General features: G+C 64.1%; 25 protein-coding genes. 17 read left to right on the top strand and 8 right to left on the bottom strand.

Annotated features, from left to right (window positions below):
• Positions 1 to 9 precede the first annotated feature (9 nt).
• The 6 genes from recA (at position 10) to KBW95_RS00405 (ending at position 5,682) form a co-directional block, all read left to right on the top strand.
• Entirely contained in the window at positions 10 to 1,086 is a 1,077-nt protein-coding gene (gene recA / locus KBW95_RS00430) for a recombinase RecA (RefSeq protein ID WP_211523551.1), read from the top strand.
• Positions 1,087 to 1,141: 55 nt separating this feature from the next.
• Complete coding sequence (gene recX, locus KBW95_RS00425; protein ID WP_211523550.1) at positions 1,142 to 1,600, top strand: recombination regulator RecX; 459 nt, start codon at positions 1,142 to 1,144, stop codon at positions 1,598 to 1,600.
• A gap of 601 nt (positions 1,601 to 2,201) precedes the next feature.
• Positions 2,202 to 2,765 carry a DUF2889 domain-containing protein gene (locus tag KBW95_RS00420; RefSeq protein ID WP_211523549.1) on the top strand — a complete coding sequence of 188 codons (564 nt, stop codon included), beginning with the start codon at positions 2,202 to 2,204 and terminating at the stop codon, positions 2,763 to 2,765.
• Positions 2,766 to 2,837: 72 nt separating this feature from the next.
• The gene (sucC, locus tag KBW95_RS00415) at positions 2,838 to 4,007 is read left to right on the top strand and encodes an ADP-forming succinate--CoA ligase subunit beta (RefSeq protein ID WP_211523548.1); all 1,170 of its coding nucleotides are present in this window, start codon (positions 2,838 to 2,840) and stop codon (positions 4,005 to 4,007) included.
• Between the two features lie 18 nt (positions 4,008 to 4,025).
• Positions 4,026 to 4,907 (top strand): succinate--CoA ligase subunit alpha, encoded by an 882-nt coding sequence (gene sucD / locus KBW95_RS00410; protein WP_209587196.1) that lies wholly within the window; start codon positions 4,026 to 4,028, stop codon positions 4,905 to 4,907.
• Between the two features lie 319 nt (positions 4,908 to 5,226).
• Positions 5,227 to 5,682 (top strand): prepilin-type N-terminal cleavage/methylation domain-containing protein, encoded by a 456-nt coding sequence (locus KBW95_RS00405; RefSeq protein WP_373888737.1) that lies wholly within the window; start codon positions 5,227 to 5,229, stop codon positions 5,680 to 5,682.
• A gap of 83 nt (positions 5,683 to 5,765) precedes the next feature.
• Here the strand turns inward: KBW95_RS00405 and KBW95_RS00400 are convergent, their stop codons facing one another.
• Complete coding sequence (locus KBW95_RS00400) at positions 5,766 to 7,820, bottom strand: S9 family peptidase (protein ID WP_211527235.1); 2,055 nt, start codon at positions 7,818 to 7,820, stop codon at positions 5,766 to 5,768.
• A gap of 168 nt (positions 7,821 to 7,988) precedes the next feature.
• Positions 7,989 to 8,441, bottom strand: a complete 453-nt coding sequence (locus KBW95_RS00395) for a fasciclin domain-containing protein (RefSeq protein WP_211527234.1) — start codon at positions 8,439 to 8,441, stop codon at positions 7,989 to 7,991.
• Between the two features lie 129 nt (positions 8,442 to 8,570).
• Here KBW95_RS00395 and KBW95_RS00390 point away from each other — a divergent pair, with 129 nt between their 5' ends.
• Complete coding sequence (locus KBW95_RS00390) at positions 8,571 to 9,530, top strand: MerR family transcriptional regulator (protein WP_229429458.1); 960 nt, start codon at positions 8,571 to 8,573, stop codon at positions 9,528 to 9,530.
• A 275-nt stretch (positions 9,531 to 9,805) separates the two neighbouring features.
• On the opposite strand, the gene KBW95_RS00385 is transcribed toward KBW95_RS00390, so the two are convergent.
• From KBW95_RS00385 to moaC, 3 genes are all read right to left on the bottom strand, one after another.
• The gene (locus KBW95_RS00385; protein WP_211527233.1) at positions 9,806 to 10,228 is read right to left on the bottom strand and encodes a hypothetical protein; all 423 of its coding nucleotides are present in this window, start codon (positions 10,226 to 10,228) and stop codon (positions 9,806 to 9,808) included.
• An 11-nt stretch (positions 10,229 to 10,239) separates the two neighbouring features.
• The gene (locus KBW95_RS00380) at positions 10,240 to 10,731 is read right to left on the bottom strand and encodes a type VI secretion system tube protein Hcp (protein WP_211527232.1); all 492 of its coding nucleotides are present in this window, start codon (positions 10,729 to 10,731) and stop codon (positions 10,240 to 10,242) included.
• A 405-nt stretch (positions 10,732 to 11,136) separates the two neighbouring features.
• Positions 11,137 to 11,643: a cyclic pyranopterin monophosphate synthase MoaC gene (moaC, locus tag KBW95_RS00375; RefSeq protein WP_211527231.1), complete on the bottom strand. Its 507-nt coding sequence runs from the start codon at positions 11,641 to 11,643 to the stop codon at positions 11,137 to 11,139.
• A gap of 125 nt (positions 11,644 to 11,768) precedes the next feature.
• On the opposite strand from moaC, the gene KBW95_RS00370 reads away from it, so the two are divergent.
• On the top strand, positions 11,769 to 13,310 hold the full coding sequence (locus KBW95_RS00370; protein WP_211523543.1) for a M48 family metalloprotease: 1,542 nt from the start codon (positions 11,769 to 11,771) through the stop codon (positions 13,308 to 13,310).
• Positions 13,311 to 13,312: 2 nt separating this feature from the next.
• On the opposite strand, the gene KBW95_RS00365 is transcribed toward KBW95_RS00370, so the two are convergent.
• Genes KBW95_RS00365 through KBW95_RS00355 form a run of 3 tightly spaced genes read right to left on the bottom strand, consistent with a single transcriptional unit; the run spans position 13,313 to position 15,114 of the window.
• Complete coding sequence (locus tag KBW95_RS00365) at positions 13,313 to 13,900, bottom strand: DUF2946 family protein (protein WP_211523623.1); 588 nt, start codon at positions 13,898 to 13,900, stop codon at positions 13,313 to 13,315.
• A gap of 4 nt (positions 13,901 to 13,904) precedes the next feature.
• A complete protein-coding gene (locus tag KBW95_RS00360) occupies positions 13,905 to 14,888 on the bottom strand; it encodes a YheT family hydrolase (RefSeq protein WP_211527230.1) in 984 nt (327 codons plus the stop codon).
• A 31-nt stretch (positions 14,889 to 14,919) separates the two neighbouring features.
• On the bottom strand, positions 14,920 to 15,114 hold the full coding sequence (locus KBW95_RS00355) for a zinc-finger domain-containing protein (RefSeq protein ID WP_020651840.1): 195 nt from the start codon (positions 15,112 to 15,114) through the stop codon (positions 14,920 to 14,922).
• A gap of 330 nt (positions 15,115 to 15,444) precedes the next feature.
• On the opposite strand from KBW95_RS00355, the gene KBW95_RS00350 reads away from it, so the two are divergent.
• The 9 genes from KBW95_RS00350 (at position 15,445) to KBW95_RS00310 (ending at position 24,344) form a co-directional block, all read left to right on the top strand.
• Complete coding sequence (locus KBW95_RS00350) at positions 15,445 to 16,194, top strand: AzlC family ABC transporter permease (protein ID WP_211527229.1); 750 nt, start codon at positions 15,445 to 15,447, stop codon at positions 16,192 to 16,194.
• Positions 16,187 to 16,531 (top strand): AzlD domain-containing protein, encoded by a 345-nt coding sequence (locus KBW95_RS00345; protein WP_211523540.1) that lies wholly within the window; start codon positions 16,187 to 16,189, stop codon positions 16,529 to 16,531. Before KBW95_RS00350 ends, KBW95_RS00345 begins: the two co-directional genes overlap by 8 nt.
• A 38-nt stretch (positions 16,532 to 16,569) precedes the next feature.
• On the top strand, positions 16,570 to 17,775 hold the full coding sequence (locus KBW95_RS00340; RefSeq protein ID WP_229429457.1) for a phosphoglycerate kinase: 1,206 nt from the start codon (positions 16,570 to 16,572) through the stop codon (positions 17,773 to 17,775).
• A gap of 74 nt (positions 17,776 to 17,849) precedes the next feature.
• A complete protein-coding gene (gene pyk, locus KBW95_RS00335; RefSeq protein ID WP_211523621.1) occupies positions 17,850 to 19,310 on the top strand; it encodes a pyruvate kinase in 1,461 nt (486 codons plus the stop codon).
• 18 nt (positions 19,311 to 19,328) lie between these two features.
• Positions 19,329 to 20,393, top strand: coding sequence for a class II fructose-bisphosphate aldolase (gene fba, locus KBW95_RS00330; RefSeq protein WP_211527228.1), 1,065 nt, complete (start codon positions 19,329 to 19,331; stop codon positions 20,391 to 20,393).
• A 323-nt stretch (positions 20,394 to 20,716) separates the two neighbouring features.
• Positions 20,717 to 21,613: a phosphoribosylaminoimidazolesuccinocarboxamide synthase gene (locus KBW95_RS00325; RefSeq protein ID WP_211527227.1), complete on the top strand. Its 897-nt coding sequence runs from the start codon at positions 20,717 to 20,719 to the stop codon at positions 21,611 to 21,613.
• A 3-nt stretch (positions 21,614 to 21,616) separates the two neighbouring features.
• A complete protein-coding gene (gene purE / locus KBW95_RS00320) occupies positions 21,617 to 22,114 on the top strand; it encodes a 5-(carboxyamino)imidazole ribonucleotide mutase (protein WP_211527226.1) in 498 nt (165 codons plus the stop codon).
• A gap of 2 nt (positions 22,115 to 22,116) precedes the next feature.
• Entirely contained in the window at positions 22,117 to 23,313 is a 1,197-nt protein-coding gene (locus KBW95_RS00315; RefSeq protein WP_211527225.1) for a 5-(carboxyamino)imidazole ribonucleotide synthase, read from the top strand.
• Positions 23,314 to 23,315: 2 nt separating this feature from the next.
• Positions 23,316 to 24,344 carry an L-threonylcarbamoyladenylate synthase gene (locus KBW95_RS00310; RefSeq protein ID WP_211523535.1) on the top strand — a complete coding sequence of 343 codons (1,029 nt, stop codon included), beginning with the start codon at positions 23,316 to 23,318 and terminating at the stop codon, positions 24,342 to 24,344.
• Positions 24,345 to 24,531: the final 187 nt, after the last annotated feature.

Raw genomic sequence — 24,531 nt, 5'->3', positions numbered from 1 at the left:
AAGTACACCATGGACGACAAAAAACTCGCAGTAAACGCCTCGGAAAAAGGCAAAGCGCTGGCAGCCGCCCTGGCGCAAATCGAAAAGCAGTTCGGCAAGGGCTCGGTCATGCGCATGGACACCAATGCGCCGGTCGAGGAAGTGCAGACTGTTTCCACCGGCTCGCTGGGCCTGGACATCGCGCTCGGCGTCGGTGGCCTGCCGCGCGGCCGTATCGTTGAAATCTACGGTCCGGAATCGTCGGGTAAGACGACCCTGACCCTGCAAACCATCGCCCAGATGCAAAAGCTGGGTGGCACCTGCGCCTTCATTGACGCCGAGCACGCGCTCGACGTGGGTTACGCGCAAAAGCTGGGCATCAACCTGGGCGAACTGCTGATCTCCCAGCCGGATACCGGCGAACAGGCCCTGGAAATCACCGACGCCCTGGTGCGTTCGGGTTCGGTCGACCTCGTGGTCATCGACTCGGTGGCGGCACTGACCCCGCGCGCCGAGATCGAAGGCGACATGGGCGACTCGCTGCCGGGCCTGCAGGCGCGACTGATGTCGCAGGCGCTGCGCAAGCTGACCGCCTCGATCAACCGCACCAACACCCTGGTGATCTTTATTAACCAGATCCGTATGAAGATCGGCGTCATGTTCGGCAGCCCGGAAACCACGACCGGCGGTAACGCGCTGAAGTTCTACGCATCCGTGCGTATGGACATCCGCCGTACCGGTTCGATCAAGTCGGGCGACGAGGTGATCGGTAACGAAACCAAGGTCAAGGTCGTCAAGAACAAGATCGCTCCTCCGTTCAAGGAAGCCCACTTCGACATCCTGTACGGAGAAGGCACCTCGCGCGAAGGCGAAATCCTGGATCTGGGCGCCGACAACAAGATCGTCGAGAAGTCGGGTTCCTGGTACAGCTACAACGGTGAACGCATTGGTCAAGGCAAGGACAATGCCCGCCTGTTCCTGAAGGAGCGTCCGGCCTTGGCCCGCGAGATCGAGAACAAGGTCCGTGCCGCCCTGGGCGTGCGCGAGCTGCCGCCGGTCTCGAGCGATGACGACAGCCGTCCGAAGCTCCAGGCTGTTGGTGAGTAATTGATTGGCAGGGCAGGCCGGCAGCACATCGCCGGCTTGTCCCGGCCGCCATCCCATGCCAGCACCCCAACTGAGCCTGAAGGCGCGCGCAATGCGCTACCTGTCACTGCGCGAGCACAGCCGGCTTGAACTGGGACGCAAACTGGCGCGTTATGCCGAGGAGGGCGACGACATCGAAGCTCTTCTGGACTTCCTTGAAAAGAACAACTGGCTGTCGCAAGAACGTTTCGCCGAATCCCTGATCAACAGGAAGGCCAGCCGTTTCGGCAACAGCCGCGTCATGGCCGAGCTGAAAAGTCATGGTGTCGACGGCGATGCGCTGTCCGACATCAAGGCCGAGCTGGCCGAGAGCGAAACCGCGCGTGCCCGTGAAGTCTGGCAGCGCAAGTTTGGCCGGGTCGCCACGGATGCGGCGGAGCGCGCCAAGCAGATGCGCTTCCTGCTCCAGCGCGGCTTTTCCCAGCGCGCCGCCCGCGCCGCCATGCAAGGCAGCCCGGACGACGACGAGCTGTAAGCAGAGGCAGCGCCGTAGCAAACACGGCGTAGCAAGCTCAGCGTAGCAAGCACAACGTAGCAAGCACAGCATTACCCAGGCGCCAGCGTGGAGCGCCATCCCCGATATGTCTCGGCATATTCCTCAACGGGCGATGGCGCTGCACGCTGGCGCTTTTTCATTCTCCCGGACCGCGACAGGACGGTAGGGTTGGCGGCTGCGCCGCCGATGCGTTCAAGCACCTTTTTCAATTGGGGCCGCATCTGTCCACTGACTTGCGTCGATTAGGTCCGGCGACGCAATCCGAGCTTTGCTCAGCAATATAAACAGTGCTTATCGCTGCCATCACTGTTGTCAATTCCTTATCAAGGGCGCCGTCCATGCCGTGAGTCCCTCTCCTTCACGCCGCACAGCAACATTGCCGACCCTGCAATACAGTGGCAGAAACCTCGTGCTCATCGGTGGAAAACCCCTCTGTTGCAGTGCAACTGGCAAGATGCTGTGATAAACTTTTGTGGTTTAAGCAGCGCCGCATGAGCGGTTGTTGCCGTGGAAGCCGCGGCAACGTGCATGAAGCACACCGGCTGCACCACTAACCGCCGCTCTGACGGCATTGGTTTTTATGCCCCTGTCTCCTCCCGTATCGCGCTCGCTCCGGCATACGCGCGCCATCACCGTCGAAGCCTATGCGCGCGACGATGGCTTGTGGGATCTCGACGCCAGCATCCGCGATGTCAAGACGCGTGACATCGCGCTCGCTTCAGGCGACCGCCCGGGCGGCGTTCCGGTGCACGACCTGAAGCTGCGCGTGACCATCGACCGCGACCTGACCATCGTCGACGCCGAAGCCGCGTCCGATTCCGTCCCGTATCCTGGTTTCTGCGATACGATCGCTCCCGCCTACAAGAAGCTGATCGGCTTGTCGCTGATGAAACACTTCCGGCTGCACCTGAAAGACCGCCTCTCCGGCGTGCTCGGCTGCACCCACCTGACCGAATTGGCCCAGGTGCTGCCTACCGCAGCGCTGCAGGCCTACGCCGACGACGTCTTCGAGACCCGCGGCGGCGCCGACGACAACTCGGCTGAACGGCCCTTCGAGCTCGACCGTTGCCATGCCCTGCGCAGCGACGGCCCCGCCGTGGCCAAGTACTATCCACGCTGGTCGATCAAAGCCGTGTCGGGTTAGCATTCAAGTCGTTATTTTTGTAGTCCAACCGTATTTCTACACAATCAGTAATAGAAAAGAAGGGAAGCCAGCATGAAAATCCATGAGTATCAGGGCAAAGAAATCCTCCGAAAGTTCGGAGTGACCGTTCCGCGCGGCATTCCGTGCATGAACGTGGAAGAGGCCGTCAAGGCCGCTGAAGAGCTGGGCGGCCCGGTGTGGGTCGTCAAGGCCCAGATCCACGCTGGCGGCCGCGGCAAGGGCGGCGGCGTGAAAGTCGCCAAGTCGCTGGAACAGGTCAAGGAATACGCCGACCAGATCATGGGCATGCAACTGGTGACCCACCAGACCAGCCCGGAAGGCCAGAAAGTGCGCCGCCTGCTGATCGAAGAAGGCGCGGACATCAAGAAAGAACTGTACGTCTCGCTGGTCACGGACCGCGTGACCCAGAAGGTCGTCCTGATGGCTTCGTCGGAAGGCGGCATGGACATCGAAGAAGTCGCCCACAGCAACCCGGAAAAGATCCACAACGTCGTGATCGAACCGTCGGTCGGCCTGACCGATGCGCAAGCTGACGACGTCGCCCGCAAGATCGGCGTGCCGGAAGGCTCGATCGCCGACGCGCGCGCCAACCTGCAAGGCCTGTACAAAGCCTACTGGGAAACCGATGCCTCGCTGGCCGAAATCAACCCGCTGATCCTGACCGGCTCGGGCAAGGTCATCGCCCTGGACGCCAAGTTCAACTTCGACTCGAACGCCCTGTTCCGTCACCCGGAAATCGTCGCCTACCGCGACCTGGACGAAGAAGATCCGGCTGAAGTCGAAGCATCGAAGTTCGATCTGGCTTACATCTCGCTCGACGGCAACATCGGCTGCCTGGTGAACGGCGCCGGCCTGGCCATGGCCACCATGGACACCATCAAGCTGTTCGGCGGCGAGCCGGCCAACTTCTTGGACGTCGGCGGCGGTGCAACCGCCGAGAAGGTCACCGAAGCATTCAAGATCATGCTGAAGAACCCGGGCCTGAAGGCCATCCTGGTCAACATCTTCGGCGGCATCATGCGCTGCGACGTGATCGCCGAAGGCGTGATCACCGCATCGAAGGCTGTGTCGCTGCAAGTGCCGCTGGTCGTCCGCATGAAGGGCACCAACGAAGACCTGGGCAAGAAGATGCTGGCTGATTCGGGCCTGCCGATCATTTCCGCAGACACCATGGAAGATGCAGCGAAGCAGGTCGTTGCCGCTGCCGCCGGTCAAGCCTAATTCGCGAAGGAAAACAAAATGTCGATTCTGATTAACAAAGACACCAAAGTCATCACCCAAGGTATCACCGGCAAGACCGGCCAGTTCCACACCCGCATGTGCCGCGACTACGCGAACGGCCGTGAAGCCTTCGTGGCCGGCGTGAACCCGAAGAAAGCCGGCGAAGATTTCGAAGGCATCCCGATCTACGCATCGGTCAAGGAAGCCAAGTCGGAAACCGGCGCCACCGTGTCGGTCATCTATGTTCCGCCGGCAGGCGCTGCAGCCGCCATCTGGGAAGCCGTTGAAGCCGAGCTGGACCTGGCAATCTGCATCACCGAAGGCATCCCGGTCCGCGACATGATGGAAGTCAAGGATCGTATGGCCAAGGCCGGTTCGAAGACCCTGCTGCTGGGCCCGAACTGCCCGGGTCTGATCACCCCGGACGAGATCAAGATCGGCATCATGCCGGGTCACATCCACAAGAAGGGCCGTATCGGCGTCGTGTCGCGTTCGGGCACCCTGACCTATGAAGCAGTCGGCCAGCTGACCGCCCTGGGCCTGGGCCAGTCGTCGGCAGTCGGTATCGGCGGCGACCCGATCAACGGTCTGAAGCACATCGACGTGATGCGCATGTTCAACGACGATCCGGACACCGACGCTGTCATCATGATCGGCGAGATCGGCGGCCCGGACGAGGCGAACGCTGCTCACTGGATCAAGGACAACATGAAGAAGCCGGTCGTCGGCTTCATCGCTGGCGTCACCGCGCCTCCGGGCAAGCGCATGGGCCACGCCGGCGCGCTGATCTCGGGCGGCGCCGACACCGCGCAAGCCAAGCTGGAAATCATGGAAGCCTGCGGCATCAAGGTCACCAAGAACCCGTCGGAAATGGCGCGCCTGCTGAAGGCCATGCTGTAATCCAGCGATCGAAGGAAGCACCATAAGGACGGGGAGCGCAAGCTCCCCGTTTTTTTTGGTCCATCGCGCGCGTTTTGTCCGGTCCGTGCCAGCTTTCGACATCAAAAACTGTCCACACGACAAAAATTGCCACAAGGAACTGACAATTTTTGTCACTCAATACGACAATTCTTGTCCTGGCACAGGGTTTTATTAACTCCGTATTAATAAAATCGACTATTTCCAGCCTGGCATACCGATTGCATATAGATGAGTGCGGCAACAACGCAGCACAAGATTCCTGACCCCACCACCGGAGATGAAAATGAACTTCAAGCAAATGCAAACCAAAAAAGCCCAAGGCGGCTTCACCCTGATCGAACTGATGATCGTCGTCGCGATCATCGGTATCCTGGCAGCCGTCGCTATCCCGGCTTACCAGAGCTACACCGTCAAGGCCAAAATCGGCGCAGCACTGGGTTCGGTGTCGTCGATCAAAACCGCAGTGGGCGTCTGCGCTCAAGAAAACGGCGGTACCCTGGACAACTGCGACAGCGGCGCGAGCGGTATCGTTGCTGAAGCTGATTTCGTCGCCACCAAGGAAGTCGCTGGCGTGGCAGTTGCCGACGGCGTCCTGACCGTCACCCTGGGCACCGGCATCGCAACCGGCGTCGACAGCGAAACCATCACCATGACCCCGGTCGTGAACGATGCGACCGTCGCATGGACCAACACCACCTCGATCACCGACAACGCCGCAGCGATGGACGCGATCACCAAGAACAACGCTCAGTAATTCTTGAGCGGCTCCTGACCGAGCCTGCACCATCAAAAACCCGCTCCTCGGAGCGGGTTTTTTCTTTGGCTCCGGCCCTTGGCTTATTGCTTGATATGGCTGTCCAGCCAGTCGATCACGGTGTGATGCCACTGCACCGAGTTTGCCGGCTTCAGCACCCAGTGATTCTCGTCCGGGAACACCAGCAGCTTGCTCTCGATGCCCTTGCGCTGCAGCGCCGTGAAGGTCGACAAGGCCTGCGCCGTCGGGATGCGGAAGTCCAGGTCGCCCTGGATCACCAGCATCGGCGTCTTCCACTTGTTCACGTGGTGCACCGGGTTGAAGCGCTCGTGGTTTTCCGGCACCTGGAAGTAGGGGCCGCCGCTCTCCCAGTCGGTGAACCACTGCTCCTCGGTCGAATACGCCATGCCGCGCGTATCGAACACGCCGTCGTGGTTGACGATGCAGCGGAAGCCGTCCGCCCAGTTGCCCGCGATCCAGTTCATCATGTAGCCGCCGTAGGACGCGCCCAGCGCGCAGCTGCGTTCGCGGTCCAGCCACGGGAACTTCTGCACCGCCGCTTCCAGGCCCTTCTGCAGGTCGACCAGCGGCTTGCCGCCCCAGTCGTTGCTGATCGAGTCCGTGAACTTCTGGCCGTAGCCGGTCGAGCCGTGGAAGTCGATGAACACGGTCGCATAGCCCGCGCCCGCGTACACCTGCGGATTCCAGCGGTAGCTCCAGCCGTTGCCGAAGCTGCCCTGCGGGCCGCCGTGCACCAGGAAGGCCACCGGATACTTCTTGCCTGGTTCCGCGTTCCACGGTTTCATCACGTGGCCGTAGACGGTGTCGCCATTGGCGCCCGTGAACGAGAACTGCTCGTACTCGCCCCAGCGCACGTCCTTCAGGCGCTCGCTGTTCACCTCCGTCAGCTGCTTCGGCTGCCCGCCCAGCTTCATGGTGTACAGCTGCGCGCCCGAGGCCAGGTTCGCCAGCGTGTAGGCCACCGTGTCGCCGCGCGTGTCGAAGGCGCCGATCGCGCCCTTGCCGGTCAGCGGCGCCACCTTGCCGCTGGCGATGTCGATGGAGAACAGGCGGTGCTGGCCGACGTCTTCCGCATCGACGATCAGGGCCTTGCCGTCCGCGCTCCACTGCAGGTTGCCGGCCGAGCGGTCCCAGTCGGCCGCCAGCGGACGCTTCTGGCCACTGGCCACGTCCATCAGCATGATCTGGAAGCGGTCCGCCTCGAAGCCGGGACGCGCCATCGCCAGGTAGGCGAGGGTGCGGCCGTCGGGCGAGAACACGCCCTTGGTATCCCAGGCCGGATTGTCCGCCGTCAGGTTGCGCGGCGCGGCGCCGCCCGCCGCCGGGACCGTGTACAGGTCGAAGTTGGTCGACCAGGCTTCGGTCTTGCCGGCGATGCGCACCGAGAACACCACGGTCTTGCCGTCCGGGCTGAAGCGGAATTCCTCGCGGTCGCCGAAAGGCTTGGACGGCACGTCGCCATCGAGCGCGCCCGACAGGCTGACCGGCGTGGCGCCTGCCTTGCCCGCTTTGTCCAGCGGCGCCGAGAACAGTACGTTATTGCGGTGATCAAGCCAGGTATCCCAGTGGCGCACGAACAGGCGGTCATAGACCTTGCCGGTGGCCTTGTCCTTTTCCTTCGCCGCGACGCGGTCCTTGGTGCAGGCCAGGTCGGCGCAGTCGCGGAACACCGCCATGCTGAAGGCCAGGCGGTCGCCGGTCGGCGCCACGCGGAAGCTGTCCACGTCGAGCGGGAAATTGGTCACCTGAACCGGCTTGCCGCCGCCGACCGGCTGGCGCCACACCTGGGACGAACCCGAGCGCGTCGACAGGAAATACACGGCGTCGCCCGACGGTGACCATTCCGGGTCGGCGCTGCTTGCGCTGTGGCTCGCCAGGCGCTTCGGCACGGGCTTGTCTGCGCGCAGGTCGACCAGCCACAGCTCGGTGTGGCCGCGGTTCTTCTTCATGTCCGTGCTGCGCACGGTGTAGACGACGCGCGTGGCGTCCGGCGACACGGCCGGGCTGCCGACCCGCTCCATGTTCACCAGGTCTTCGACGGTAAAGCCGCGCGGCGCGGCCATTGCGGTGCTAGCAGCCAGGGTGGCGGCCGCCATCGTCAGCAAATGCAATCTCATTCCATCCTCTTGGTCATGTTCGTGCCCGGCAGGGCGCCGCGCACGCAGGCCAGCAATTTACCACGCGACATGAAATTGGCTCATCGAGCAAAATCTTCAGCAATAAAAAAACCGCCGCGGCGCCGGGGGGCAGCGGCGGGCGGCGGACGAGGAAGAGTGCGGGTTTGCTTAGGGCATGATGACGGCGTCGATCACATGGATGACGCCGTTGTCGGCCATGATGTCGGTCTTGGTGACATGGGCGTTGTCGACCATGACCTTGTCGCCGCGCATGCCGACCTTGAAGGTGCTGCCTTCGACGGTCTTGACTTCGCCAGGCTTGACGTCGGCTGCTTTCACCGTGCCCGGCACGACGTGGTAGGTGAGGACCTTGGCCAGCGCTTGCTTATCCTTGAGCAGCGCATCGAGCTTCGCTTTGGGGATCTTTGCGAACGCCGCGTCGGTGGGAGCGAATACGGTGAACGGGCCCGGCCCCTTCAGGGTGTCGACCAGGCCGGCAGCCTGGACAGCGGTGACGAGCGTGTTGAACGAGCCTGCCGATTTCGCGGTGTCGACGATATCGGCGGCTTGGGCGCTCGTGAAGACAAATGCCAGAGGAAGTGCGGCAAGGACGGTTTTCATTGCATGCTCCTGAAGGTTGGTTGTGCAGCCGAACGGCTGCGTGCACTCAATGTAGGCCAAGCGAACGCGATTGTCTAAGGTTTGACGCTATAATCCGCCGTAATTGTGGTTCAATTTAGGGGCATTGCTATGGATTCTTCGATCAGGACGGGACAAGAGCGCATCATGTACCGCACGGGCGCAGCCGCGCGCCTGGCCGGGCTGCCGGTCGAGACCCTACGCGTATGGGAGCGCCGCTACGGCTTGTCGGAAGCCCAGCGCTCCGAGCGCGGACAGCGGCTCTATTCTGCGGAGCAGGTGGCGCGGCTCGGCCTGCTCAAGCAGCTGGTGGACCAGGGCCATTCGATTGGCGTGCTGGCCGGGCTGAGCCGGGAGCAGCTGCAATCGATGCTCGGCCACAACCTGCAGGCGCAGGCACAGCCGTCGGCGCCGGTTCGGGTTGTCCTGGTCAGCAACGTGCTTGGGCGGCGCCTGGCGGCCATGGGCCGCGAGGCGACCGGCCTCGACGTGCGCGCCCAGTGCGCCAGCCTCGAGCGGCTCGATGAACTGCCGGCCGATGCCGAGGCGGATGTGATGGTCATCGAAATGTCCGAACTGGACGACAGCGTCCTGCCGCTGGTGGCGGCGGCGCGCCAGCGCGTGAATGTGGCAGCGGCGGTCGTGCTGTACCGCTTCTGTCCCAGCGCCACGATCCGCGCCTTGCGCGCTCAGGGCTGTCTGGTGGTCCGCGTCCCGGCCGACCTGGGCGAGCTGGCGCTGCTGTGCCGCTCGGCACTAGGCGGCCAGCGCCTGCCGCTGAGCGAATCGGAACCGGCGATCACGCCGCGCCGCTTCGACGAGGATGCGCTGGTGACGATCACCACGGCCAGCGACCGCCTGAGCTGCGAATGCCCGCGCCACCTTTCCGACTTGCTAATGATGATCGGCAGCTTCGAGCGCTACAGCGTGCAGTGCGCCTCGCGCAATCCCGAGGATGCCGACTTGCACGCCTTACTGGCCAGGGCCTCGGGGCAGGCCCGGGTCATTCTCGAGGATGCGATGGAGCGGCTGGCGATTGCTGAAGGCTTGCCGCTGCCCAAAAGCACCTAAGGACACTTGATGACGACGCTAAACGGAAAGTCTCACAAGGAAATGCTGGCACAAATATTCCGGGCGACCAAAGGCGGAGGGGCCTTTAGTGCGCACCTAACGACGAGAACCCCGTAGCCTCAGCACCAGTGTTGTGGCCCCCCATGAACCGACGAACACGACGACCAGGATGTTGAACGCCTTCTCAACATACATACCTGGATTAAAGAAAAATATCAAAATATAGACAAGCAAAGCCGCTACGGAGGCGACGCCAAGCGAAATGAATGTACGCATTATGTGAAAGGCTCCGCGGTAGGGCAGTTAAAATACATTCCGGCTTTACTGCCGCCGGCACGCACAACTTCCTCGACAAAAGAGGCACAGTTATGTGGCAACACGCCCCATAACCATGGTTTCCCTATCAGTTCTTCCAGTTTCCCGTGCGCCCCCTGAGGATTTGGAAGTTTGATATTCCAGCGGCGAATCTCGCGTTTGCCGTTTTCTTTCAAATACCGCATGTACCCACTCTCATGCATGAACTTGGGCATTTTGTAAACACCAGCGATGTGGACGTACCAGCTATCGCCAATGTGCAGTAGCGTATGGCCGCAAGCGTTGACACCGTCGCCTGACACAACGACAGCACAGGTGTGCCGAAAGTCTGTCAAGTCGAGCGGGCAGAGAATCATGACATCGCCGTCATAGGGCGTGGACATTTCCCCTCCGTCTAGCACACTTTGTGGGCTGAACAATCCCAGCTGCCCGACGTATTGCCCTGTGTACCACCCCTGATGCTCTGGCGTATGTAGCTCCACTTAATCTTGGCGTACGCGAGTTGAACGCGCTCGCTGATTATCCCGCCTTCGCCACTATCTGGGGTAATGCTCGCAATCATCAAGTTTTCCAGTTCAATTTTGAAATACGGGATTGGCTTACCGTCACCATCGGCCCGCATGAACTCAAACACGGCTTTCGGCAGGGTTCTGCCGGTTGCACAAGTTTGCAGCAGAATGGGCGAAGCTAAGTCGGCAAGCTTCTTGAAGGCGATGGGGTAAAGATCTGCTCTGCCGGTGGTATGGCCCCCAGCGGTCGATACGACATCGGCTCTAGGCTGGTGGACTGCGTACAGTACGTTGTTTACTTCGATCCAATTGCGGTGGCGCTCATCTTCGGATTCCCCGTTTATCCCTTCTATTCTTAAATATGCGTCGCTCGCCATGCTTCCCTCCGATGCAAGTTGAACGACGATTCTTGCTCGGCTGAACAGGGACAAGGTTGGTAGAAGTCAGGAAAGCCAGCGAGGCGGATCAACAGGGCCGTTGCCGATAGTTGAACTTTACTAAAAAATTTCCAACTCGACCCTGCGTGCTCGGTCGATCCTGTTGTCTGGGTAGCCCTTCGGTTGTACAGAGCTTGCCAACTGCTGATTTTTGTCCGATTGATGCTATACGTCTGCCTATCGGGTCAAGCGTGAGAGAAGAAACATTTTCTTCGCCCACGGCGGCTTGAATTCGGTGAGAGCGCTCTTCCGCGAAAAGCAGCGCGCGTCGGTAGCGCAAGAAAATCGAGGCGATACCCGGAGACGCCTCATTCGGTACGCTCTACTGCTTAAAGCTCAACTTAATCACTCATCAAGCTCCGCCGTCCAGTCCCCGCTCTTGCCGCCGTGCTTTTCCATCACCCGCACATTGGTCATGACCATCCCGCGGTCGACCGCCTTGCACATGTCATAAATGGTCAGCAGGCCGACCTGCACCGCCGTCAGCGCCTCCATCTCGACCCCAGTCTTGCCAATGGTCTCGACCTGCGCGCGGCAATGCACGCTATTGGCACCCTCGTCGATCTCGAAATCCACCGCCACCTTGGTAATCGGCAGCGGATGGCACAGCGGCACCAGGTCGCTGGTGCGCTTCGAGGCCATGATGGCGGCGATGCGCGCGATGCCGATCACGTCGCCCTTCTTGGCCGTGCCCGACACCACCAGGGCCAGCGTCTCCGGCTTCATGCGGATGGTGCCGGCCGCCACGGCGATGCGGTGGGTGTCCTGCTTGGCGCCGACATCGACCATATGGGCCTGGCCGGTGGCGTCGAAGTGGGTCAGATGGTCTGCGGTCGGGTTCTCGGTCGTCATTGCAAGGTCGATAATCTGGGGTAACAAAGTGTATCGCAGGACAGCAAGTTGCGCGCGGATGGGGGTATGATAGCACCGTGAAACTACGCTCCCGACCAGCCAAAGCGCGCCCCTGGCGCCCCGCATTGACTGTCCTGGCCCTCTGCACGTCGGCCGCGTTCGCCATTGCGGCGCCGGCGGAACCGCTCCAGAAACCCGACAGCTCCCGCCTGCCCACCCTCGGCGACGCCGCGCGCGGCGACCTGTCGCCCGTGGTCGAGCGCAAGCTGGGCGAGGAAATCATGCGCGACATCCGGCGCGACCGTGATTACCTCGACGACGAAGTCATCCTCGAATACCTGAACAACTTCGGCAACGCCCTCGTCACCGTCGTGCCCGGCGCGCGCGGCGAGACCAATGCCGATTTCCAGTTCTTCGCCGTGCGCGATGCCGCCCTCAACGCCTTCGCGCTGCCCGGCGGTTTCATCGGCGCCCACTCGGGCCTGATCATCGCCGCCCAGACCGAATCCGAACTGGCCGGCGTCATGTCGCACGAGATCGGCCACGTATCGCAGCGCCACATCGCGCGCATGCTGGGCCAGCAGAAGCAGGACGTGCTGCTGCCGCTGGCGGCGATGATCCTGGCGGCGCTGGCCGCCAAGTCCAGCTCGGACGCGGCGATGGGCGTGCTGATGGGCGGACAGGGCCTGGCGATCCAGCGCCAGCTGAACTTCAGCCGCGACGCCGAGCGCGAGGCCGACCGGGTCGGCTTCCAGATCATGGAGAAGGGCGGCTACGACACCACCGGCATCGTGGCCTTTTTCCGCCGCCTGCAAAGCGCCAGCAAGCTGTATGGCGAACTGCCGGCCGGCTTGAGCAACCTGAGCAGCCACCCGCTGACCCAGGAGCGCATCAGCGACATGCAGGCGCGCATCCGCGAGATCCCCAAGAAGCAGCGCGTCGACAGCCTCGACTTCCATCTGGTGCGGGCGCGTACCCGGGTGCTGCAGGACCTGAGCGAGCAGGGACGGCGCGAAGCGAAGAGGGCTTTTGAAACCCAGCTCAAGGAAACCCACCGCCAGCAGCAGGCCGGCGCCCAGTACGGGCTGGCTTATTTGGCGCTGCGCCAGGGCGACCTGGCCGGCGCCCAGAGCTGGCTCGACAAGGCGCGCGCCACCGTCAAGCCGCGCGAAGGCGTGTTCACGACCGCGTCGAACGTGGGCGACGGGGCCAGCATCTTCGCCGGCCTGTCGATCGAGATCAAGATGGCGCAAGGCCAGCCGCCGGAAGTCTTGCAGCAGGCGGTGCAGGAAGCGGAGCAGGCGCGCCAGCGTTTCCCGCTGTCGCGCGCGATCGCGCACCAGTATGCCGACGTGCTGGTGGCGGCCGACAAACTGGACGAGGCGGCCCGCTACCTGCGCGACCAGGTGCAGCAGTACCGCGAGGAACCCAAGCTGCACGACCTGCTGGCCAAGACCTATGCCAAGCAGGGCAAGATCGCGCTGCAGCACATGTCGCTGGCCGAATCCTATGTGCTGGCCGGCGCGCTGCCGGCAGCGGTGGAGCAGCTCAATCTGGCGCGCAAGGCGAGCGATGTGTCGTTCTACGACCAGGCCGTGATCGATGCGCGCGAGCGCGAACTGCAGGCGCGCCAGAAGGCGGAGAAGGAAGAAGAGAAGGAGCGCTGAGCTCAGGCGCTCGGGATCGTCCGGTAGCCGAAGCGCTGCGGCGCATCCTGCGCGCCAAGGCGTTCGAGCGCGATCCGGCTGCCGTTCCACGGCAGCGCCAGTTCGCCGGCGCCCTTGTCCAGCCATGCCATCACCGCTTCGTCCGAGGCCGGTTCGCCATCCAGTTCCAGCATGCCCAGCACCTGCGCCATGTCGCGGTCGTCCAGCTGCGCGATCACCTCGCCGGCCTGGAACAGCAGCGCGCCGGAATCCAGCAGGAATACCCGTTCGACCTTCGCCAGCGCTTGCCCCGTCTGCAGCACCAGCCCCTGTTGCGGATCGGTGCGCGCGATGAAGGGCGTCGCTTCCAGGTTAACGTAGACGCGCTGCGGCCCGTTCTGGAAATACCAGTTGCCGTGCTCGTCGTGCAGGTAATTACGGTTGATGAAGCCCACCAGGGCCGGATTGGTCAGCCGGTCGCCCGGCGCGTTGGCGCGCTGGGCCGCTTCGTCGCGCATGCGCCAGCCGCCGCGCGCATCCAGCGCCAGCCAGCCGTAGCAGTGCGGCACGTTCGGCCACTTGGCCATTGCCTGTTTAACGATGTCGTCCATAGTGTCAGCCAGCATCGCACAGCTGCGCGGCATCCGGCGCGCGGGTGGCGGCAAGCTGGTCGAAGAAGTGGAGGATCTTTTGCGGCAGCCAGTCGATGCGGCCCGGGAAGGGACCTGCGGCGAAGCCGACGTGGCCGCCGTGCTCCGGATACTCCAGGGTCACCGCCTTCGATGCGCTCTGCGGCAGGTGGGCGCCCGGCAGGAAGGGATCGTTGCGCGCGTTCAGCACCAGGGTCGGCACCGTGATGGCGTCCAGCACGTGGCGGGCGCTGGCGCGGTGCCAGTAGTCGTCGGTGTCGCGGTAGCCGTGCAGCGGCGCGGTCACCACGTTGTCGAAGGCGTACAGGTCGCGCGCCCGCATCAGGGCCTCGCGGTCGAACAGGCCGGGGAACTGCTCCAGCTTGGCCAGGCACTTGGGCTTGAGCGTCTGCAGGAACATCCGCGTGTAGACCATATTGAAGCCGGACGACAGCGCTTCGCCGCCGCGCGCCAGGTCGAGCGGGGCCGAGATGGCGCAGGCGCCGTCGACGATTTCCGCGCCGTGGCCCGATTCGCCCAGCCAGCGCAGCAGGGCGTTGCCGCCCAGCGAAACGCCGGCGGCGTACAGGATGCCGGTGTGGTGCGCGCGCAGCTTGCGCACGATCCAGTCGACTTCGTGGGCATCGCCCGAGTGGTAGAAGCGGGGCGTCAGGTTCGGCTCGCCCGAGCAGCCGCGGAAATGCGGCACGGCGCCCGACCAGCCGCGCGCTTTCAGGGCGGCCATCAGGCTGCGGGCGTAATGGCTGTGCGAGGAGCCTTCCAGGCCGTGGAACAGCACTACCAGCGGCTTGCCGGGCTGGCCGTCCACGAAATCGACGTCGATGAAGTCGCCGTCATGGCTGTGCCAGCGCTCGCGCCGGTAGGCGAGCTCCGGCTTGGCGATGCAGGTCGCCGGATAGATCGTCTGCAAATGGCCGCCCGGCAGCCAGGAAGGGGCACGATAGTTCATGGGTGAGCGGCGCCAGGCGCCGCAGGGTGGGTCAATGGTGCTTCAGCACGGTGCCCGGCGCGAGGCGGTACTGGGTGCCGCAGTAGGGGCACTTGGCTTCGCCGTGGTGGTCGAAGTCGAGGAAGACGCGCGGGTGCGAGGACCACAGCGGCATTGCCGGATTCGGGCAATATGCCGGCAGGTCTTTGGCCTCGAGTTCCACCACAGGCATCGTCTTTTGGTTCATCTGGTTCTCTCCGTTAGGGAAGTTTTTGCAAAGGGGAACCTCGAAAAACCGTAGCGAGCGGCAGCAATGCTGGTTGAGAAGCGCAGCTGTACGAATGTACAGCGAGCATCGCAAACCGGCAGTGCAACGCGCAGTAGGTTTTTCGAGGTTCCCAAAGATACGATTTTAACGGATTCATACTCGTTGCCGGAATGGCCGCTAAAATAACAGGCTGATCACATTCGAGCCCGGGCGCAGCTGCGCCGTCTCCGGCTCCCCCTCCAAAATGCGTTTCACACCCAAGCGTTTCAAGTCCGCCGCGGGGGCCATGGCCCGTTGCAGGATTACCACATGAAGGACGGCGACCCACAGGGACTGTCTCCTGCCGGCCAGGACGCCGCCGACCGCGCGGCCTGGGATGAAGGTTTCAAGACCGGCCTGCCGACCCTGTTCGGCATCGCCGCCTGGGGCCTGGTGGTGGGCATCGCCATGGTCAAGAGCGGCCTGAGCGTGCCCCAGTCCATCGGTATGACCCTGCTGGTGTTCGCCGGTTCCGCCCAGCTCGCATCGCTGCCACTGATCGCCGCCCAGGCCCCGATCTGGGTCATCTTCGCTACCGCCCTGGTTGTCAACCTGCGTTTCGTGATCTTTTCCGCGCTGCTGGGGCCGCATTTCGCGCACCTGCCGTGGAAGCAGCGCATGCTGCTCGGCTATGTGTCCGGCGACCTCACCGTGGCCATGTTCCTGCAGCGCTATCCGAGCGCCGAGCCGGCGCCCGGCAAGCTGGCCTACCTGAAAGCGCTGGTGATTCCGAACTGGTTCGCCTGGCAGATCGGTTCCGTGATCGGCATCTTCCTCGGCAGCGCCGTCCCGAGCGAGTGGGGGCTGGGCTTTGCCGGCACCCTGGCCATCCTGTGCGTCATGGTACCCCTGATTATCAATAACGCCGCCCTGTGCGGCGTGGTCGTGGCCGGCGCGGTGGCCGTGCTCGCCTACGGGCTGCCCTACAAGCTGGGCCTGCTCCTGGCGGTGGTGGTCGGCATGGTGACCGCCATGTTTATCGAAGAAACCTTCACCAAGCGAAAGGCGCGTCATGGCTGACTGGGAAATCTGGGTGGTCATCGGCGTGCTGTGCGTCGCCACTTTCGCCACCCGCAGCTCGTTCTGGCTGATCGGGCACCGCATCACCATTCCGCCGCGGGTCCAGGAAATGCTGCGCTACGCCCCTGCCTGCGCGCTGGCGGCCATCATCGCACCCGACATCCTGATCGACGCCCAAGGCCAGACCGAGCTGGAATGGACAAATCCCAAGCTGCTGGCCGGCCTCGCGGCCCTGGGTTTCTACCTGTGGCGCCGGAACATGCTGTTGACGATCATATTCGGCATGGCCGTCTTTACACTGTTGCGTGTGTTACACATTTTCGGGCCCGTCGCCTAATGTACAATGACGTTTTTTCACTATCTCACCGCTGACCAATGGACGCCGTTCTCCGCTTCACCCGTCTGCAAGACCTGATCGACCGCGACGCGCTGAAAAACAAGCGTGTTTTCATCCGTGCTGACCTGAACGTGCCGCAAGATGATGCCGGCAATATCACCGAAGACACCCGCATCCGCGCCTCGGTGCCGGCGATCCAGGCCGCCCTCAAGGCCGGCGCCGCGGTGATGGTGACCTCGCACCTGGGCCGTCCGACCGAAGGCGAGTTCAAGCCGGAAGACAGCCTGGCGCCGGTCGCCAAGCGCCTGTCCGAGCTGCTGGGCCAGCCGGTCGAGCTGAAGCAGAACTGGGTCGACGGCGTCGAGGTCGCGCCGGGCCAGGTGGTCCTGCTGGAAAACTGCCGCGTCAACAAGGGCGAGAAGAAGAACAGCGACGAGCTGGCCCAGAAGATGGCCAAGCTGTGCGACGTCTATGTCAACGACGCTTTCGGCACTGCGCACCGCGCCGAAGCCACCACCCACGGCATCGCGAAATTCGCGCCCGTGGTCGCCGCCGGCCCGCTGCTGGCCGCCGAACTGGACGCCCTGGGCAAGGCCCTGGGCCAGCCGAAGCGTCCGCTGCTGGCCATCGTGGCCGGTTCCAAGGTCTCGAGCAAGCTGTCGATCCTGCAGAGCCTGGCAGAGAAGGTGGATAACCTGATCGTCGGCGGCGGCATCGCCAACACGTTCATGAAGGCCGTCGGCCTGAACATCGGCAAGTCGCTGGTCGAGAACGACCTGGTCGGCGAAGCGAAGCAGATCATCGACATGATGGCCAAGCGCGGCGCCCAGGTGCCTATCCCTGTCGACGTCGTGTGCGCCAAGGAATTCGCGCCGACCGCCGCCGCCACCGTCAAGGACGTGGCCGACGTGGCGGACGACGACATGATCCTGGACATCGGCCCGAAGACCGCCGCCATGCTGGCGGAGCAGGTCGCCAAGGCCGGCACCATCGTCTGGAACGGCCCGGTGGGCGTGTTCGAGTTCGACCAGTTCGCCGAAGGCACCAAGACCCTGGCCATGGCCATCGCCAAGTCGGAAGGCTTCTCGATCGCCGGCGGCGGCGACACCCTGGCCGCGATCGCCAAGTACGACATCAGCGACCAGATCGGCTACATCTCGACCGGCGGCGGCGCCTTCCTCGAGTTCCTCGAAGGGAAGACCTTGCCGGCAGTCGAGATCCTGCTCCAGCGTAACGCCCAATAAGTACCAGCGCAGCCTAGAAGGCTGCGCTTCTCTTTCAGAATCAAGGATTCCAACCCATGCAAGCTGCGCGCCCCCTGTACAACGCCACCAAGATCGTTGCCACCATCGGCCCGGCGTCGACCGACTTCGACATCCTCGTGAAAATGATCCGCGCCGGCGTCGACGTCGTGCGCCTGAATTTCTCGCACGGACGGGCCCAGGACCACATCGACCGCGCAGCGCTGGTGCGCCGCGCCGCCGCCGAGTGCGGCACCGAGGTGGCGATCATGGCCGACATGCAGGGGCCGAAGATCCGCGTCGGCAAGTTTGAAGAAGGCAAGATCTTCCTGAACAATGGCGACAAGTTCATCCTGGACGCGAAATGGGGCGAGAACGGCGAGCTGGGCAACCAGGAACGCGTCGGCCTCGACTACAAGGCCCTGCCGCGCGACGTCAAGCCCGGCGACAAGCTGCTGCTGAACGATGGCCTGATCGTGCTGGTCGTCGACAAGGTCAACGGCCACGAGATCTGCACCACCGTCAAGGTCGGCGGCGAGCTGTCGAACAACAAGGGCATCAACCGCCAGGGCGGCGGCCTGACCGCACCGGCCCTGACCGCCAAGGACATGGAAGACATCAAGACCGCGATGAGCTTCCAGGCCGACTACCTGGCGATCTCCTTCCCGAAGAACGCCACCGACATGGAAATGGCGCGCCAGCTGGCCAACATCGCCGGCGAACCCTACGGCCACAAGCCGATGATGATCGCCAAGATCGAACGCGCCGAAGCCATTCCGGTGCTGCAGGAAATCCTGGACGCCTCCGACGGCATCATGGTCGCCCGCGGCGACCTGGCGGTCGAAGTCGGCAACGCCGCCGTGCCGGCGCTGCAGAAGCGCATGATCCAGATGGCGCGCGCCTCCAACAAACTGGCCATCACCGCGACCCAGATGATGGAGTCGATGATCGTCAACGCCGTGCCGACCCGCGCCGAAGTCTCGGACGTGGCCAACGCCGTGCTGGACGGCACCGACGCCGTCATGACCTCGGCCGAGACCGCATCGGGCAAGTATCCGGTGGAAACGGTCGAGATGATGGCCGCGATCTGCCTGGAGGCGGAACAATCCGAATACAACAAGCGTGACGCCGATTTCCTCAACGTCCAGTTCACCCGCATCGACCAGTCGATCGCCTACGGCACCCTGTTCACCGCGCACCACCTGCGCGTGAAGGCCATCGTGGCGCTGACCGAATCGGGCTCGACCGCACTGTGGATGAGCCGTCACTCGATCGACACCCCCATCTTCGCACTGACCCCGCTGCAGGCGACGCAGCGCAAGGCGTCCCTGTACCGGAACGTGCGAGCATTCCATCTTCTGCAGGAAGGCGGGAGCCACGCCGTGCTGCGCCGCGCGGAAGAAGTCCTGATCAACGAAGGCATGGTCCGCAAGGGTGACCTGATCGTCGTGACCTGGGGCTCGCCGATGGGGCAGGCCGGCGGCACCAACGCGCTCAAGATCGTGCGCGTCGGCGAGCTGGACGAACTAGTTTCTTAATTGTTTGGGAGTAAACCCATGGCACTCGTATCAATGCGTCAACTGCTGGACCACGCCGCCGAACACGGTTACGGCCTGCCGGCATTCAACGTCAACAACCTGGAACAGGTGCAGGCCATCATGGCTGCCGCCGACGCGGTCAACGCGCCGGTGATCATGCAGGCCTCGGCCGGCGCGCGCAAGTACGCGGGCGAAGCCTTCCTGCGCCACCTGATCGACGCCGCCGTCGAAGCCTACCCGCACATCCCGGTCGTCATGCACCAGGACCACGGCCAGTCGCCGGCGGTCTGCATGGCCGCGATCCGTTCGGGCTTCACCTCGGTGATGATGGACGGCTCGCTCGAAGCCGACGGCAAGTCGGTGGCTTCGTATGAGTACAACGTCGAAGTCTCGAAGGAAGTCGTCAAGTTCGCGCACTCGATCGGCGTGACCGTCGAAGCCGAGCTGGGCGTGCTGGGCTCGCTGGAAACCATGAAGGGCGACAAGGAAGACGGCCACGGCGCGGACGGCACCATGACCCGCGAACAGCTGCTGACCGACGTGGCGCAAGCCGCCGACTTCGTGGCCAAGACCCAGTGCGACGCGCTGGCGATCGCCATCGGCACCTCGCACGGCGCCTACAAGTTCACCCGCAAGCCGACCGGCGACATCCTGGCGATCGACCGCATCAAGGAAATCCACGCCCGCATCCCGAACACCCACCTGGTGATGCACGGTTCGTCGTCGGTGCCGCAGGAACTGCTGGCCATCATCCGCGAATTCGGCGGCGACATGAAGGAAACCTATGGCGTGCCGGTCGAAGAGATCCAGGAAGGCATCAAGCACGGCGTGCGCAAGATCAACATCGACACCGACATCCGCCTGGCCATGACCGCTGCGATCCGCAAGTACATGTTCCAGAACCCGTCGAAGTTCGACCCGCGCGACTACCTGAAGCCGGCGCGCGAAGCCGCGATGGAAGTGTGCAAGGCCCGTTACCTGTCCTTCGGTTGCGAAGGCCAGGCAGGCAAGATCAAGGCTATCCCGCTGGACAAGATGGCCGAGCGCTACAAGGCTGGCGAACTGGCGCAGATCGTTCAGTAAGATGATGTAGGCGTGCCTGCAGTTGCTTTCCGGCGGCTGCGGACACGCTCAGCAAGATTCGTCCCGCACCCTCAAACGTCGTTCCCGCGTAGGCGGGAACCCAAGTTCGCAGCACAGCGGCAAGCTCACGCAGGATCGCAACGCAAGCAAACTTGGATCCCCGCCTTCGCGGGGATGACGGCGGTAGGTATATGCCCTGGCCTTCGGTCGGCGGCGGCGAGATGCGAATTGACGTAAAATTACGCATTCAGCAGGCCTTCCAGGCCTGAACACCCCCAAACCGGCGCCCCATTCGCCGGCACTGTTTCCCTGATATCCCTTCTATGAACAGCCTCTACGAATCCACTATCCAGTCCCTGCCACTGCTCGGCCGCGGCAAAGTGCGCGACAACTACGCCGTCGGCGACGACAAGATCCTGATCGTCACCACCGACCGCCTGTCGGCTTTCGACGTGGTCATGAACGAGCCGATCCCGGGCAAGGGCATGGTGCTGAACCAGATGAGCGACTTCTGGTTCGAGAAGCTCGGCCACATCGTGCCGAACCACCTGACCGGCGTGGCGCCGGAGTCCGTGGTCGCCCCGAACGAAGTGGAACAAGTGCGCGGCCGCGCCGTCGTGGCCAAGCGCCTCAAGCCGATCCTGGTGGAAGCCGTCGTGCGCGGCTACATCATCGGTTCCGGCTGGAAGGACTATCAGGCAAGCGGCGCCATCTGCGGCATCCAGCTGCCGGCCGGCCTGCGCCAGGCCGACAAGCTGCCCCAGCCGCTGTTCACCCCGGCCGCCAAGGCCGACATCGGCGAGCACGACGAGAACATCTCCTTCGAAGAGATGGAAAACCGCATCGGCAAGGAACTCGCCGCGAAAATGCGCGACGTCAGCATCGCGCTGTACACCGCCGCCGCCGAGTACGCCGCCACCCGCGGCATCATCATCGCCGACACCAAGTTCGAATTCGGCCTGGACGAGAACGGCGTCCTGCACCTGATGGACGAAGTCCTGACCGCCGACTCCTCGCGCTTCTGGCCGGCCGATTCCTACGCGCCGGGCATGTCGCCGCCGTCCTTCGACAAGCAGTTCGTGCGCGACTACCTGGAAACCCTGACCGACTGGCCGAAGACCGCACCGGCGCCGGCCCTGCCGCAGGAAGTGATCGAGAAAACCCAGGCCAAGTACTTCGAAGCCATCGAACGCCTGACCGGCGAGAAGCTGAAGGCCTGAACGATGAGTGAGCAGAACAAGCCGCTGGTCGGCGTGATCATGGGTTCCTCGTCGGATTGGGACGTGATGAAGAACGCCGTGGACGTCCTGAAGCAGTTCGGCGTACCCTTCGAGGCGCAGGTGATCTCCGCGCACCGCATGCCGGACGAGATGTTCACCTATGCCGAGACCGCGCGCGAACGCGGCCTGCGCGCCATCATCGCCGGGGCAGGGGGCGCCGCCCACCTGCCGGGCATGGTGGCCGCCAAGACCATCGTGCCGGTGCTCGGCGTGCCGGTGCCGTCGAAGTACCTGCGCGGCGAAGATTCGCTGCTGTCGATCGTGCAGATGCCGAAAGGCGTGCCGGTGTCGACCTTCGCCATCGGCGAAGCCGGCGCCGCCAACGCGGCCCTGACCGCGGTGGCGATGCTTGCCGCCACCGACGATGCATTGGCCCAGCGCCTGCTGGCCTTCCGCGCCGAGCAGACCGCGGCGGCCCAGGCCATGACTCTCCCCGCTTGAGTATGAACGATCCGTTTCTCCCATCCGCCAATCCGTCGGCCTGGCTCGGCGTGATGGGCGGCGGCCAGCTTGGCCGCATGTTCGCCCACGCCGCGCAGGCGATGGGCTACAAGGTCGCCGTGCTCGAGCCGGCGCAAGACTGCCCGGCAGGGCAGGTCGCCGAACGCCTGATCAACGCGGGCTACAGCGACGCCGCCGGCCTGGCCGAACTGGCGCGGCAATGCGTCGCCATCACCACCGAATTCGAGAACGTCCCGGCCGACAGCATGGCCTGGCTGGGCGAGCGCAGCTTCGTGGCGCCTGCCGCCTCCTGCGTGTCGATCGCCCAGGACCGCATCGCGGAAAAACGCTTCTTCGTCGAGTGCGCGCCGACCTCCGGCGTGATGCCGGCGCCGCACAAGACCATCGCCTCCCACGCGGACATCGAGGCCATCGGCGACGAACTGCTGCCGGGCATCCTCAAGACGGTGCGCATGGGCTACGACGGCAAGGGCCAGGTCCGCGTGCGTTCGCGCGAGGACGTGCGCGCGGCTTTCGACGAGTTGAAAGGCGTGACCTGCCTGCTGGAGAAGATGCTGCCGCTGGCCTATGAAGTCTCGGTCCTGACCGCGCGCGGCGCGGATGGCGTGTCGGTGGTCTACCCGATCGCCGAGAACGTGCACCGCGACGGCATCCTGTTCACCACCACCGTGCCGGGACCGAACGTGTCCGAGGCTTGCGCGCAGCAGGCCCAGGACGCGGCGCGCGCCATCGTCGCCCAGCTGGGCTATGTAGGCGTGCTGTGCATCGAGTTCTTCGTGCTTGCCGACGGCAGCCTGGTGGTCAACGAGATGGCCCCGCGTCCGCACAACAGCGGCCACTACACCATCGACGCCTGCGTCACCAGCCAGTTCGCGCAGCAGGTCCGTGCGATGGCGCGCCTGCCGCTGGGCGACGTGCGCCAGCATTCCCCAAGCGTGATGCTCAACATCCTGGGCGACGTCTGGTTCGAAGAGAACAGCGCGGGTGACGCAACTGAGGCGCGCGAGCCGGCCTGGGACAAGGTCCTGGCGCTGCCGGGCGCCAACCTGCACCTGTACGGCAAGGACGATCCGCGCCGCGGCCGCAAGATGGGCCACGTGACTTTCGTCGCGCCGACCCTGGCGCAGGCGCAGGACAGCCTGCGCCAGGCTTGCCTCATCCTGGGCATTCCGGAGTGACGATGGACCAGCAGCTCGACCACAGCGCGATCGACGCGGCCGCGCGCGCCCTGGAGCAGGGCGCGCTGGTCGCCTTCCCGACCGAGACCGTGTACGGCCTCGGCGCGGATGCCGAGAACCCGGCGGCCGTGGCGGCCATCTACGCCGCCAAGGGCCGCCCGCAAGACCACCCGGTGATCGTGCACCTGGCGCCGGGCGCGCCGCTCCACTACTGGGCCAGCGAGATTCCGCAGGAAGCCCATGCCCTGGCTGAAGCCTTCTGGCCCGGCCCGCTGACCATGATTCTCAAGCGCGCCGCCAACATCCCGGACGCCGTCAGCGGCGGCCAGGACACGGTCGGCCTGCGTTGCCCTTCGCATCCGGTGGCGATCGCGCTGCTGCGCGCCTTCAAGGGCGGCCGCGGCGGCGTGGCGGCGCCGTCGGCCAACAAGTTCGGCCATGTCAGCCCGACCCTGGCCCAGCACGTGCGCGACGAATTCGGCGCCGACGGCTCGGTGGCCATGGTGCTCGACGGCGGCGCTTCCCAGGTAGGCATCGAATCGACCATCGTCGACCTGTCGCGCTTGAAGACCCACGGCCCGGTGCTGCTGCGTCCCGGCCACATCAGCGCCGAGGCGATCGCCGCCGTGATCGACCAGCTGCCGGCCGCGCCCGACGCCGCCGCGCCGCGCGCCTCGGGCACCCTGGAATCGCATTACGCGCCGCACACTCCGGTGGCGATGCAGGACAGCGAGACCTTGCGCATCACCTTGGCGGACCTGGCCCGGGCCGGCCGCAAGGTGGCGCTGATCCACTACACCGACATGCCGGCGACCCACGCGGCGCTGCGCCTGCCGGCCACGCCGGATGGCTTTGCCCACGCACTGTACGCGGCGCTGCGCGCCATGGACGGGCAGGGCGCCGATGTCATCCTGGTCGAGGCCCCGCCGACGAATGGTTCGTGGCTGGGCGTGAACGACCGCCTGCGCCGCGCGGCCCACGGCTCCACCGGCATCGTGCACGGCCTGCTCAACCGCCAGCCCGGCGCCTGAGCTCCAACTGATCCATATCAAACACCTCAAAGACAAGGCGCAATACGCCTTGTCTTGACGGCACACGCGTGCGAAAAAGAGCTTCTTTCGCTACCGACGAGAACGCTATAATCCCCTCCCTTTTTTGCGCTTTCGACGCCTGTGGTGCGGGCTTGTAAAAATTACGAAATTGCAAGAATTTCGCTAT

This window comes from Massilia sp. ZL223 (assembly GCF_018119395.1).
In the GTDB taxonomy this organism is placed as follows: domain Bacteria; phylum Pseudomonadota; class Gammaproteobacteria; order Burkholderiales; family Burkholderiaceae_D; genus Telluria.
The sequence above is the reverse complement of the archived record's forward strand: the minus strand, read 5'-3'. Positions and strand labels throughout refer to the sequence as shown.